This window comes from Kosakonia sp. BYX6 (genome assembly GCF_038449125.1).
Classification (GTDB): domain Bacteria; phylum Pseudomonadota; class Gammaproteobacteria; order Enterobacterales; family Enterobacteriaceae; genus Kosakonia; species Kosakonia calanthes.
This window is the reverse complement of sequence record NZ_CP151800.1, coordinates 2,696,070-2,709,471: the sequence shown is the minus strand read 5'-3', so window position 1 is coordinate 2,709,471 and position 13,402 is coordinate 2,696,070. Positions and strand designations below refer to the sequence as shown.

Annotated in this window: 13 protein-coding genes; 9 read left to right on the top strand and 4 right to left on the bottom strand. The window is 53.0% G+C overall.

Going from position 1 to position 13,402, the window contains the following annotated elements; translation table 11 throughout:
- Positions 1-2: 2 nt before the first annotated feature.
- The 8 genes from pheT (at position 3) to selO (ending at position 8,188) form a co-directional block, all read left to right on the top strand.
- Positions 3-2,390 carry a phenylalanine--tRNA ligase subunit beta gene (gene pheT, locus AAEY27_RS12680; RefSeq protein WP_342320920.1) on the top strand — a complete coding sequence of 796 codons (2,388 nt, stop codon included), beginning with the start codon at positions 3-5 and terminating at the stop codon, positions 2,388-2,390.
- A 4-nt stretch (positions 2,391-2,394) separates the two neighbouring features.
- Positions 2,395-2,694, top strand: coding sequence for an integration host factor subunit alpha (gene ihfA, locus AAEY27_RS12675; protein WP_006820203.1), 300 nt, complete (start codon positions 2,395-2,397; stop codon positions 2,692-2,694).
- A 100-nt stretch (positions 2,695-2,794) separates the two neighbouring features.
- Complete coding sequence (gene btuC / locus AAEY27_RS12670; protein WP_342320918.1) at positions 2,795-3,775, top strand: vitamin B12 ABC transporter permease BtuC; 981 nt, start codon at positions 2,795-2,797, stop codon at positions 3,773-3,775.
- Positions 3,776-3,809: 34 nt separating this feature from the next.
- Positions 3,810-4,361 (top strand): glutathione peroxidase, encoded by a 552-nt coding sequence (locus AAEY27_RS12665; RefSeq protein WP_342320917.1) that lies wholly within the window; start codon positions 3,810-3,812, stop codon positions 4,359-4,361.
- Positions 4,361-5,110 (top strand): vitamin B12 ABC transporter ATP-binding protein BtuD, encoded by a 750-nt coding sequence (gene btuD, locus AAEY27_RS12660; protein WP_342320916.1) that lies wholly within the window; start codon positions 4,361-4,363, stop codon positions 5,108-5,110. Before AAEY27_RS12665 ends, btuD begins: the two co-directional genes overlap by 1 nt.
- A gap of 78 nt (positions 5,111-5,188) precedes the next feature.
- The gene (locus AAEY27_RS12655; protein WP_342320915.1) at positions 5,189-5,653 is read left to right on the top strand and encodes a C40 family peptidase; all 465 of its coding nucleotides are present in this window, start codon (positions 5,189-5,191) and stop codon (positions 5,651-5,653) included.
- 316 nt (positions 5,654-5,969) lie between these two features.
- On the top strand, positions 5,970-6,683 hold the full coding sequence (locus AAEY27_RS12650) for an EAL domain-containing protein (RefSeq protein WP_342320914.1): 714 nt from the start codon (positions 5,970-5,972) through the stop codon (positions 6,681-6,683).
- 62 nt (positions 6,684-6,745) lie between these two features.
- Positions 6,746-8,188, top strand: coding sequence for a protein adenylyltransferase SelO (gene selO, locus AAEY27_RS12645; RefSeq protein ID WP_342320913.1), 1,443 nt, complete (start codon positions 6,746-6,748; stop codon positions 8,186-8,188).
- Positions 8,189-8,191: 3 nt separating this feature from the next.
- On the opposite strand, the gene hemP is transcribed toward selO, so the two are convergent.
- The 4 genes from hemP to ppsR form a co-directional block, all read right to left on the bottom strand.
- The gene (gene hemP / locus AAEY27_RS12640) at positions 8,192-8,383 is read right to left on the bottom strand and encodes a hemin uptake protein HemP (RefSeq protein WP_342320912.1); all 192 of its coding nucleotides are present in this window, start codon (positions 8,381-8,383) and stop codon (positions 8,192-8,194) included.
- 140 nt (positions 8,384-8,523) lie between these two features.
- Positions 8,524-9,570, bottom strand: coding sequence for a 3-deoxy-7-phosphoheptulonate synthase AroH (gene aroH, locus AAEY27_RS12635; protein ID WP_342320911.1), 1,047 nt, complete (start codon positions 9,568-9,570; stop codon positions 8,524-8,526).
- 8 nt (positions 9,571-9,578) lie between these two features.
- Positions 9,579-9,713, bottom strand: coding sequence for a hypothetical protein (locus tag AAEY27_RS12630; RefSeq protein ID WP_342320910.1), 135 nt, complete (start codon positions 9,711-9,713; stop codon positions 9,579-9,581).
- A gap of 11 nt (positions 9,714-9,724) precedes the next feature.
- Positions 9,725-10,558, bottom strand: a complete 834-nt coding sequence (ppsR, locus tag AAEY27_RS12625) for a posphoenolpyruvate synthetase regulatory kinase/phosphorylase PpsR (protein ID WP_342320909.1) — start codon at positions 10,556-10,558, stop codon at positions 9,725-9,727.
- 331 nt (positions 10,559-10,889) lie between these two features.
- Between ppsR and ppsA the strand changes: the two genes are divergently transcribed.
- Complete coding sequence (gene ppsA / locus AAEY27_RS12620) at positions 10,890-13,268, top strand: phosphoenolpyruvate synthase (protein WP_342320908.1); 2,379 nt, start codon at positions 10,890-10,892, stop codon at positions 13,266-13,268.
- Positions 13,269-13,402 lie beyond the last annotated feature (134 nt).

The following is a 13,402-nucleotide window of genomic DNA, read 5'->3' as shown; positions in this document are numbered from 1 at the left end:
CAATGAAATTCAGTGAACTGTGGTTACGCGAATGGGTCAATCCGGCCATTGATAGCGAAGCACTGTCCGGACAAATCACCATGGCGGGCCTGGAAGTGGATGGCGTTGAGCCAGTCGCTGGCGTGTTTCATGGCGTCGTCGTCGGTGAAGTGATGGAGTGCGCACAGCACCCGAACGCTGACAAGCTGCGCGTGACAAAAGTTAATGTTGGTGGCGATCGTCTGCTGGACATCGTCTGCGGCGCACCGAACTGCCGCCTGGGCCTGAAAGTCGCTGTGGCGACTGTCGGTGCTGTGCTGCCGGGTGATTTCAAAATCAAAGCGGCAAAACTGCGCGGTGAGCCGTCCGAAGGCATGCTGTGTTCCTTCTCCGAGCTGGGTATTTCCGACGATCATAACGGTATTATCGAGCTGCCAGCAGATGCGCCGATTGGCACCGATATCCGCGAATACCTGAAACTTGATGACAACACCATCGAAATCAGCGTGACGCCGAACCGCGCCGATTGCTTGGGCATCATCGGTGTGGCCCGTGATGTTGCGGTGCTGAACAAGTCGCCGCTGACCGCACCAGAAATTATGCCGGTTACTGCAACCATCAATGACACTCTGCCGATCATCGTTGAAGCTGCCGATGCTTGCCCACGTTACCTTGGTCGTATGGTTAAAGGCATCAATGTTAAAGCACCGACTCCGCTATGGATGAAAGAAAAACTGCGCCGCTGCGGCATCCGTTCTATTGATGCAGTAGTTGACGTAACCAACTACGTTCTGCTGGAACTGGGTCAGCCGATGCACGCTTTCGACAGCGATCGTCTTGATGGCGGCATCATAGTGCGTATGGCAAAAGAGGGCGAAACGCTGGTTCTGCTGGACGGTAGCGAAGCCAAACTCAACGCTGACACGCTGGTCATTGCAGACCATAACAAAGCGCTGGCGATGGGTGGTATTTTCGGTGGCGAACACTCAGGTGTGAACGGCGATACGCAAAATGTGCTGTTGGAGTGCGCGTTCTTCAGCCCGCTTTCCATTACCGGTCGCGCGCGCCGTCACGGCCTGCATACTGACGCTTCCCACCGTTACGAGCGCGGTGTTGATCCGCAACTGCAATATAAAGCAATAGAGCGCGCAACCCGCCTGCTGCTGGATATTTGTGGTGGTGAAGCCGGTCCGGTTATCGATGTGACCAACGAATCGACGTTGCCGAAGCGTGCGACTATTCGCCTACGCCGCAGCAAGTTGGATCGCCTGATTGGTCATCACATTGGCGATGAACAGGTGAGCGATATCCTGAAACGTCTGGGTTGCGAAGTGACCGAAGGCCAGGATGAGTGGCTGGCTGTTGCGCCGAGCTGGCGTTTCGATATGGAAATCGAAGAAGACCTGGTGGAAGAAGTGGCGCGTATTTACGGCTACAACAATATTCCAGATGAGCCGGTGCAGGCAGGTCTGGTGATGGGCGAGCATCGCGAAGCCAACTTGTCGCTTAAGCGTGTGAAAACTATGCTTAACGATAAAGGCTATCAGGAAGTGATCACCTACAGCTTCGTTGATCCGAAACTGCAGCAGCTGATCCATCCGGGCGAGGAGGCATTAATTCTGCCAAGCCCAATCTCAAGCGAAATGTCAGCAATGCGTCTTTCTCTGTGGACTGGCCTGCTGGGTACTATCGTTTACAACCAGAACCGTCAGCAGAGCCGCGTACGCATTTTCGAAACCGGTCTGCGTTTTGTGCCGGATACCCAGGCAAACCTTGGTATTCGCCAGGATGTGATGCTGGCGGGCGCAATCTGTGGCAACCGCTATGAAGAGCATTGGGATCTGGCTAAAAGCAGCGTCGATTTCTTCGATCTGAAAGGCGATCTGGAGTCTGTACTGGAGCTGACGGGTAAATTATCAGCCATTGAATTCCGCGCCGAGACGAATCCGGCGTTGCATCCAGGGCAATCCGCAGCGATTTATCTGAAAGATAAGCGTATTGGTTTCATCGGTGTTGTCCATCCGGAGCTTGAACGTAAGCTCGATCTGAACGGCCGTACACTGGTATTTGAGCTGGTATGGGATGCGCTTGCAGACCGCGTGGTTCCTCAAGCTCAGGAAATTTCTCGCTTCCCAGCGAACCGCCGCGACATCGCTGTTGTGGTCGATGAAAGTGTGCCCGCAGCAGATGTTTTGGCTGAGTGTAAGAAAGTTGGCGTAAATCAGGTAGTTGGCGTAAACTTATTTGACGTGTACCGCGGTAAGGGCGTCGTGGAAGGGTCTAAGAGCCTTGCCATCAGTCTGATCCTTCAGGATACCAGCCGTACACTCGAAGAAGAGGAGATTGCCGCTACCGTTGCCAAATGTGTAGAGGCATTAAAAGAGCGATTCCAGGCATCATTGAGGGATTGAACCTATGGCGCTTACAAAAGCTGAAATGTCAGAATATCTGTTTGATAAGCTAGGGCTTAGCAAGCGGGACGCAAAAGAGCTGGTAGAGCTGTTTTTCGAAGAGATCCGTCGTGCTCTGGAGAACGGTGAACAGGTTAAACTCTCCGGCTTTGGCAATTTCGATTTGCGCGACAAAAATCAACGCCCGGGCCGTAACCCGAAAACGGGCGAAGATATTCCCATTACAGCTCGGCGCGTGGTGACCTTCAGACCCGGCCAGAAGTTGAAAAGCCGCGTCGAAAACGCTTCGCCCAAAGCTGAATGATCTGAACTAATTAAAAAGGCCGCATCGCGGCCTTTTTTCTTTTCAGCGTCCGGCATCAATCTTAGAATCAGTCACCTGACTGACGGGTAAAACGGATAACATGCTGGCATACGCTCATCTTAAACAGCAACGTAACCGCCGCTGGCTTGGCGGGTTGCTGCTACTTTTACTGCTCGCGCTATTTATTAGCCTTTGCGCGGGCGATCAATGGATTGCTCCCAACGCCTGGTTCACCCCTAAAGGCCAACTTTTTGTCTGGCAGATTCGCCTGCCGCGCACGCTGGCGGTGTTACTGGTCGGGGCGGCGCTGGCGTTATGCGGGGCCATCATGCAAGCACTGTTTGAAAATCCGCTGGCGGAACCCGGCCTGTTGGGGGTTTCGAGTGGCGCAGGTGTCGGGTTAATTGCGGCGGTCTTGCTCGGTGGAGGCATGCTTCCCGGCTGGGCGCTGGGTATTTGCGCCATCGCCGGGGCGCTGGTTGTCACGTTGATTCTGCTGCGCTTCGCCCGCCGCCATCTCTCAACCAGCCGCCTTTTGCTTGCAGGCGTGGCGCTGGGCATCATCTGTACTGCGCTTATGACCTGGGCGGTCTATTTCTCGACCTCTTTCGATTTACGCCAGCTAATGTACTGGATGATGGGAGGTTTTGGTGGTGTCGACTGGCAACAAAGCTGGCTGATGGTCGCGCTATTGCCGGTTATGGTCTGGATCTGTTTTCAGTCTCAGCCACTCAATGTACTGGCGCTGGGGGAAATATCGGCTCGCCAGTTGGGACTACCGTTGTGGTTTTGGCGTAATTTATTAGTTGCAGCAACCGGCTGGATGGTGGGCGTCAGCGTGGCGCTAGCCGGAGCAATTGGCTTTATTGGTTTAGTTATCCCGCATATTTTACGTTTATGTGGTTTGACGGATCACCGGGTGCTTCTGCCGGGCTGCGCATTGGCGGGCGCGGTGGCACTGCTGTTTGCCGATGTGATCGCTCGCCTGGCGTTGAGCGCCGCTGAACTGCCGATCGGTGTCGTAACGGCAACGCTAGGTGCGCCAGTATTTATCTGGCTATTATTGAGGGTCGGGCGCTAAGCCCGGAAACCGTAACATCAATGAAGGGTACGCTATGCAACAGGATATTCTTGATACAGAAGTGACGACAATTGATGGTGAACGCACGACACTCGCGGATTATCGCGGCGATGTGTTGCTGGTGGTCAATGTGGCGTCCAAATGCGGCCTGACACCGCAATACGAACAGTTGGAAAGCCTGCACAAGGCATGGGAAAAAGAGGGCTTCAAGGTGCTCGGTTTTCCGTGTAACCAGTTTCTTGGCCAGGAACCTGGCTCGGAAGAAGAAATCAAAACATTTTGCAGCACCACCTATGGTGTGACATTCCCGATGTTCAGCAAAATCGAGGTCAACGGTGACGCGCGCCACCCGTTATATAAAAAACTGATCGCGGCGGCCCCAACGGCAGTCGCGCCGGCGGACAGCGGCTTTTACGAGCGTATGGCCAGCAAAGGCCGCGCGCCGAAAGAGCCGGGCGATATTCTGTGGAATTTCGAAAAATTCCTGATTGGCCGTGATGGTCATGTCATTCAGCGTTTCTCGCCGGATATGACGCCGGAGGATCCGATTCTTGTCGCCGCCGTTAAACAGGCGCTGGCGAAGTAATGTCGATGCTGTTGCAACTTCAGAATGTGGGCGAACCTGGCAGGCTTGGGCCGATCACCGCATCGGTAGAACGCGCGCAGATTTTGCATCTGGTGGGGCCGAACGGCGCAGGGAAAAGTACGTTGCTGACCCGCATTGCCGGGTTATCCAGTGGGCAGGGCGCGGTGTCGTTCAATGGCCAACCGATGGAACAATGGCAAGCTATGCGGTTGGCACAGCATCGCGCTTTTCTTGCGCAGCAGCAAACGCCGCCGTTTGCCATGCCAGTTTGGCACTACCTGTCGTTGCATCAGCACCACAATACGCAAAACGCTTTACTGGCAGAGATTGCCGGTAAGCTCGGGTTAGGTGATAAGCTTGAGCGCGCGGTCAATCATCTTTCCGGCGGTGAGTGGCAGCGTGTGCGCCTGGCGGCGGTCATTCTTCAGGTTCATCCGCAGGGCAATCCCGATGGGCAGCTTTTACTGTTGGATGAACCGATGAACAGCCTGGATGTGGCCCAACAAGCGGCGCTGGATAAATTAATCAGCGAACTGGTAAGCGCGGGTATTACAGTGGTGATGAGTAGCCATGATCTCAACCACACACTGCGTCATGCGCATCAGGCGTGGTTATTAAGCGGCGGAAAATTGCTGATGAGCGGCCCAAAAGAGACGGTGCTGACACCGTCTCATCTTGCCACCGCTTACGGCTTGCCATTTCGCCAGTTGGATATTGAAGGCCATAGCATGTTGATCCCGGCGACGTGACGAAAACGTGACTTGCCACGCATTGGATTCCCACTGTAGATTATTCCGAGAAAAAAGAGATAAGAGGCTCGATCCAGAATGCGTATCTGGTTTCTGCTGGCAGCGGCGCTTTTCCTTGCAGGATGTAGCTCTCACCGCGCACCGCCGCCTAACCCAAGATTGTCAGACTCCATCACCGTGATCGCGAATCTGAACGATCAGTTAAACCAATGGCGCGGTACACCGTATCGCTACGGCGGGATGACGCGTTCAGGGGTGGATTGCTCAGGCTTCGTGATGATGACCTTCCGCGATAAGTTTGCTCTCCAGTTGCCGCGGGAAACGCGCCAGCAGGCTGAAATGGGCACCAAAATCGACAAAGACGATTTACTGCCGGGCGATCTGGTGTTCTTTAAAACTGGCTCCGGTGAAAACGGTCTGCACGTCGGGATTTACGACACCGATAATGCGTTTATCCACGCCTCAACCAGCCGGGGAGTGATACGTTCTTCTCTCGATAATGTTTATTGGCGTAAAAACTTCTGGCAGGCGCGACGCATCTGACAGACATAAATAGTGTAAGAAAAAAAGAGGGTTCTCAGGCAGTAGGAAATGACCCTCTTTTTTGTTTGTCTGGCGAATGCGTTTTTTATTAAACCAGGATGTTTCTACTAATTCATATTTATAAGATTAATTATGATTGGCCTACACTAGCAGTGAGGGGATTAGGGTAATTAGTGATCAAGCTAATAAAAGTGAAGGGGAAAGCAAAAATAAACTGGGAAAAAATGAAATTAATCTCATTGAAATCAGCCGTTTTGGCATCTCTTCATTTGCGTTTGCTAATGCCGGATTTCACCCTTAATGCGGGGCTGGCGTAATGATTATTTCACTTGATGATACCTATCGCTCTGAGCTTTTTTTGCTACCTGCAAGAAATGGTAACCGAATGCTTCAGGGGGTGGAAGTTATTGTTAACTTTGTGGGAATCGACAGTAATGTCCGCGCCCCCACAGAGCTGGTTGTCCCGCGCCTGACGTCAGACGAGACGCTGGCTTTGTTTGCAGAGCAACTGGCGCTTATAGAAACCTGCCAACTCTTTTTAATCCAGCATCAATTGACCGCCTGGATTAATATTTCCCCTTATATTGTTGACGCTTTACTGGCTGATGAAACACTGGCTGCAGATGTCAGAAAATTTCCTTTTCTGGAATTTACTATCAATGAGAATTATCCAGATCTAAATAAAGGCAGTGATAATCAGTCACTGTTTCTATTGGCGAAACAACATGCGCTGGTGCTGGCAAATTTCGGTACGGGAACAGCATCGACAAAAGCTATTTTCGATGGTTTGTTCAAACGCGTCATGTTAGATAAAAATTTCGTTCAGCAGCGATTAGCATCTCCCTCTTTCGAACCCTTTATGCGCGCGATTATTTCGCAAGTTGAACCTTATTGCCGCTCAGTCATGATTGCCGGTATTGATGATGAGCAAGCCCTGAAACGGGCGTCGGCTTTTCAGTTCAGCGCGATGCAAGGGGCGCTCTGGCCAGCCGTGGCTGCTGAGCAACTCACCACACTGGTTCATCCATAGCCCTTGTTTTGCCCGGTGTTTAAACACCGAAGAAGGCACTACACTAAAAGGCTGGAGGATCTATGACCCTGTCTTTTACCACTCGCTGGCGTGATGAATTGCCAGAATTTTACACTGCTTTATCCCCAACACCGTTGCTCAATGCCCGACTGCTGTGGCGCAATACGCCGCTGGCAGAGACATTGGGTGTGCCGGAAACGCTTTTCCACCCCGATTCAGGGGCGGGCGTTTGGGGCGGCGAAACCTTGCTGCCTGGCATGTCGCCGCTGGCGCAAGTCTACAGCGGGCATCAATTTGGTGTCTGGGCCGGGCAACTGGGCGACGGGCGCGGGATTTTACTCGGGGAGCAAAAAATGCCGGATGGCTCCACGCGCGACTGGCATTTAAAAGGCGCGGGCCTCACGCCCTATTCGCGTATGGGCGATGGTCGTGCGGTTTTACGCTCGACCATCCGCGAAAGCCTGGCGTCGGAAGCGATGCATTATCTGGGAATCCCAACCACCCGCGCGTTAAGCATTGTGACCAGCGATACACCCGTCATGCGGGAAACCCGCGAGCAGGGCGCGATGCTGATGCGCATTGCCGAAAGCCATGTCCGTTTCGGCCATTTTGAGCATTTCTACTACCGCCGCGAACCGCAAAAGGTTCGTCAGTTGGCCGATTTTGTGATTCGCCATCACTGGCCGGAATTGCAGGAAGAGAGCGATAAATACATCGCCTGGTTCCGCGATGTGGTGCGGCGTACTGCGTTACTGATTGCCCGCTGGCAATCCGTGGGTTTTGCGCACGGTGTGATGAACACTGACAACATGTCGATTCTCGGCCTGACCATCGATTATGGGCCGTTTGGTTTCCTGGATGATTACCAGCCTGGCTTTATCTGCAATCACTCCGACTACCAGGGGCGCTACAGCTTCGAAAACCAACCGGTGGTCGCGCTCTGGAATCTACAGCGTCTGGCGCAATCGCTGTCACCCTTTATTGCTGTCGACGCCTTAAACGCCGCGTTGGACGAGTATCAGCAATTATTGCTGACCGAATACGGCGTACTGATGCGCGGCAAGCTGGGCTTCTTCACTCGTCAGCAGGGTGATAATGTTCTGCTGGATAACCTGTTTGCATTGATGGTGCGGGAAGGGAGCGATTACACGCGCACATTCCGTCTGTTAAGTGTCACTGAGCAACATCGTGCTGACTCGCCGCTGCGTGATGAGTTTATCGATCGCGGCGCGTTTGATAGCTGGTTTGTGCAGTATCGCGCGCGTTTGCAGCAGGAAAATATTGACGATACGCAGCGCCAGCAACATATGCAGGGCGTTAACCCGGCGGTTGTGCTACGAAACTGGCTGGCACAGCGCGCCATTGATGCAGCGGAAAAAGGCGAAACCGAAGAACTGGAACGGCTGCACGAGATTTTACGTCAGCCGTTTGCCGATCGTAGCGATGACTACGCCCGTCGCCCGCCGGACTGGGGAAAACGGCTGGAAGTCAGCTGCTCAAGTTAAGGGCTATTTTGTCAGGATCAGCTTACCGGCTTGCGTCTGGCGCAATAAATATTGCTGCCCTTTATGCTCAATAACGACGCGTCCTTCATCGCCCAACAGCGTCTGGCTGTTGATACGACGGTCAGAAAGGGAAATGTGGGTAGGTTTTTCCTTAGAAGTAACGGGTAATGCAGTTGTGCTATCCATAAGCAGCATCGTGGCCTAAACGCAAATCAACAATGATAATCATTATCAATAGTCTACTGGCGCGAGGCAAGGGTGTTTCATAACATTTGGTCGATTTCCCCCCAGAATCAGTAGGGGGGAAGGCTCCCGCCGCTCGCGGCGGGAGTGATTCAGAAGCGGGTGGCGACGGCCGTGGCCAGCTTTTCCAACAGCAGTTCGCTGTCATCCCAGCTCAGGCAAGGGTCGGTAATGGATTGCCCGTAAACCAGCGGCTGACCATTCACTATTTTTTGTGTCCCTTCTTGCAAGAAACTTTCCACCATCACACCGGCTATGGCGGTCGAGCCGCTGCGAATCTGTGTGCAGATATCGTCACAAACGTCCAACTGACGGCGATGTTGCTTTTGGCAATTGCCATGGCTGAAGTCCACTACCAGGTATTCCGGCAGGTTGAACTCCCGCAGCGTGTCGCAGGCACTGGCGATATCTTCCGCGTGGTAATTGGGCTTTTTACCACCGCGCATAATGACATGACCGTACGGGTTACCGCTGGTTTGATAAATCGTCATTTGCCCGGTTTTGTCCGGCGAAAGAAACATATGGCTGGCGCGCGAGGCGCGGATCGCATCAACCGCAATATGCGTATTGCCATCGGTTCCGTTTTTGAAACCGACCGGGCAGGAGAGCGCCGAGGCCATTTCACGGTGGATTTGGCTTTCGGTCGTCCGTGCGCCAATCGCTCCCCAACTGATCAGATCGGCAATAAACTGGCCGGTCACCATGTCGAGGAATTCGGTCGCGGTCGGCACGCCCAGTTCGTTGACTTGCAGCAGCAATTTACGCGCCAGTTCAATGCCGTGGTTGACCCGATAGCTGCCATTGAGATCGGGATCGGAAATTAACCCTTTCCAGCCGACCACGGTTCGCGGTTTTTCGAAGTAGGTACGCATCACGATTTCCAACTGCGCGTGATGCTTATCGCGCAGCGTCTGCAAGCGGCGGGCATAATCGATTGCCGCATCCAGATCGTGAATCGAGCAGGGGCCAATAACAACGAGCAGGCGGCGGTCTTCGCCATTAAGGATTTTTTCGATCCGTCGACGGGAGGCAGTTACGCGCTCCGCAACCTCCGGGCTAACCGGGTAGCGCTGCGCCAGCTCGGCAGGCGTCACCAGGCTATCAATGCGCGCAGTGCGAAGTTCATCAGTTTTGTTCATTGATCGTCTCAAAAATTAGGTGCTTCGGCGGCAGGAATGCCGGAAGTGATGCGCAACACCATAAACCAATCATCGCTGATTACAAGCATGGCTGTGACGCGCATCACATCAGTGGGCGGCATAATAGCGCAGATGGCATTCATGTACTAGCTTGTTAGTACATGCGGCGATTGAGCCCCATAATATCGAGCATTTTGGTGGCGATTTCTTCGACAGAGTAATTAGTACTGTTCAGGCAGGGGATCTGATTTTTGCGGTAAAGCGCTTCCACTTCCGCCACTTCCATGCGGCACTGGCGTAACGACGCATAGCGGCTGTTCTCCCGGCGCTCTTCACGGATGGCGGCAAGACGTTCCGGGTTAATGGTCAGACCAAAAAGTTTATGCTGCAACGGTTTCAACGCAGCGGGAAGAATGAGGTTATCCATATCATCGGCAATAAAGGGATAATTCGCCGCGCGAATACCAAATTGCATTGCCAGATAGAGGCTGGTGGGGGTTTTACCGCAGCGCGACACGCCCAGTAAAATCACCTGCGCCTGATCAAGATTACGCAAAGAAATACCGTCATCGTGGGCCAGCGTGTAATCAATTGCCGCTATGCGTGCATCATATTTGGTTAAATTTCCAGGATTAAGGCCATGAGTACGGTGGGCAATCGGTGTGGGATCGAGTTTTAATTCTTCCTGGAGTGGGGCAACCAGCGCCTGCACGATATCCTGACAAAACCCTTCGCTTTGCAAAATAATGGTGCGAATCTCCGGGATCACAATGGAGTAAAACACCAGCGGCCGATTGCCGGTTTGTTGATAGATAGCGTCTATTTGTTCCTTGACTGCGCGGGCGCGGCTTTCGTTTTCCACGAATGGCAGCGTGATACTGCTGACGGCGACCGGGAATTGTGACATTACCGCATGGCCTAATACTTCAGCGGTGATAGCGGTTCCATCGGAAATATAAAAAACGTGGCGATCTACAGAACTGTCCATTAAACCCATCCTGAATGTCATGCGCAATTATCTGAAAGCATAAATTAAATCCTCCAGCGTGCGTATATCCTTTTTCTCATTTTAAATTGAAATGGTGTTTTTATTTTTAATGAAATGTAGAGTTCAATTTTTTCAATGCCATATAAAAAAGAAGGACATAGGGAAACAAGAATTATCCAGGGTGCGATTTATTGATGGGAAACTGTCCGAAAAACCAGAAAACGTAATTGCTTACACGATTCACCGTTTTTTCAACGGAATTAATTATGCCAGGATTAAAACGCAGTCAGACGTTTTATACCCATTCATATATCACAAAAGGATTGTTTCGATGTCCAACAATGGCTCGTCTCCGCTGGTGCTTTGGTATGACCAACTCGGCATGAATGATGTAGACAGAGTTGGGGGCAAAAATGCCTCCCTGGGTGAAATGATTACCAATCTGTCCGGTATGGGTGTCTCCGTGCCGAATGGGTTTGCGACCACGGCGGATGCGTTTAATCAGTTCCTCGAACAAAGCGGATTGAATCAGCGAATCTATGAATTGCTGGATAAAACCGACATCGACGACGTTTCCGAACTGGCGAAAGCCGGGACGCAGATCCGCCAGTGGATTGTGGACACGCCTTTCCAGCCGGAACTGGAAAAAGCGGTGCATGAGGCTTATGCCAAACTGTCGGAAGATGATAAGCAGGCTTCTTTTGCCGTGCGTTCATCGGCCACGGCAGAAGATATGCCGGATGCCTCCTTTGCCGGGCAGCAAGAGACATTCCTTAACGTACAAGGGTATGATGCCGTGCTGGTGGCGGTGAAACACGTTTTCGCGTCGCTGTTCAACGACCGCGCTATCTCTTATCGCGTACACCAGGGCTACGATCATCGCGGTGTCGCGCTTTCTGCGGGCGTGCAGCGCATGGTGCGTTCTGATATCGCCTCCTCTGGCGTGATGTTCTCTATCGATACCGAATCCGGTTTTGACCAGGTGGTGTTTATCACTTCCGCCTGGGGGCTGGGCGAAATGGTGGTGCAGGGCGCGGTTAACCCGGATGAATTCTATGTCCATAAACCGACGCTGGCAGCCGATCGTCCATCAATCGTACGCCGTACGATGGGCTCGAAAAAAATCCGCATGATCTACGCGCCGACGCAAGAGCACGGTAAGCAGGTGCAGATTGAAGATGTGCCGCAGGCTGACCGCGACCGATTCTCCCTGAGCGATGAAGAAGTCCAGGCGCTGGCGAAACAGGCCGTACAGATTGAAAAACATTATGGTCGTCCGATGGATATTGAATGGGCGAAAGACGGCCATACCGGCAAACTGTTTATTGTGCAGGCGCGCCCGGAAACCGTGCGTTCCCGCGGCCAGGTGATGGAGCGCTACACACTGCATGCGCAGGGCCGGATTATCTCCGAAGGCCGTGCAATCGGTCACCGCATCGGCGCGGGTACTGTAAAAGTCATCCACGATATCAGTGAAATGAACCTTATCCAGCCGGGTGATGTGTTGGTTACCGACATGACTGACCCGGATTGGGAACCGATCATGAAAAAAGCGGCGGCGATCGTCACTAATCGCGGCGGGCGTACCTGCCACGCGGCGATTATCGCCCGTGAACTGGGGATCCCAGCGGTGGTTGGCTGTGGCGATGCCACCGAGCGTATTAAAACCGGCGAGAAAGTCACCGTTTCCTGCGCGGAAGGCGATACCGGGTATGTTTACGCTGACTTGCTCGATTTCAGCGTGAAAAGCTCCAGCGTGGATACCATGCCGGATCTGCCGCTGAAAATCATGATGAACGTCGGTAACCCGGATCGCGCCTTTGATTTTGCTTGCCTGCCGAACGAAGGGGTTGGGCTGGCGCGCCTGGAATTTATCATCAACCGCATGATTGGCGTGCATCCGCGCGCGCTACTGGAGTTTGATGACCAGGAACCGAAACTGCAAAGTGAAATCCGCGAGATGATGAAAGGCTTTGACTCGCCGGTTGAGTTTTACGTTGGCCGTCTGACGGAAGGGATCTCGACCCTTGGCGCGGCATTCTGGCCGAAACGCGTGATTGTGCGTCTGTCCGATTTTAAATCGAACGAATACGCCAATCTGGTCGGTGGTGAACGCTACGAACCAGAAGAAGAGAACCCGATGCTCGGTTTCCGCGGTGCTGGCCGTTACGTTGCAGACAGCTTCCGTGACTGCTTTGCCCTCGAATGTGAAGCAGTGAAACGCGTACGTAACGACATGGGGCTGACCAACGTTGAGATAATGATCCCCTTTGTACGCACCGTAGAGCAGGCGAAAGCGGTGGTGGATGAGCTGGCGCGTCAGGGGCTGAAACGCGGCGAAAACGGGCTGAAGATCATCATGATGTGTGAAATTCCGTCGAACGCGCTGTTAGCAGAGCAGTTCCTCGAACATTTCGATGGCTTCTCCATTGGCTCCAACGATATGACGCAGCTGGCGCTCGGCCTTGATCGTGACTCCGGTGTGGTCTCCGAACTGTTTGATGAGCGCAACGACGCGGTGAAAGCGCTGCTGGCAATGGCGATCCGCGCGGCGAAAAAACAGGGCAAATATGTCGGCATTTGCGGGCAGGGGCCGTCGGATCATGAGGATTTTGCCGCGTGGCTGATGGAAGAGGGAATCGATAGCCTTTCCCTGAACCCTGACAGCGTCGTGCAAACCTGGTTGAGCCTCGCCGAACTGAAGAAATAATCGTTAACGTGAAATCCCCGGCATAATGTCGGGGATTTTTTATTTCAGCCGCTTCTTCGTGCTCGATCACAATAACTAAAAAACGTAAAAAGCCTGGCAATTATTGCAATTGTTACCCCCACACCTTCTTCTAA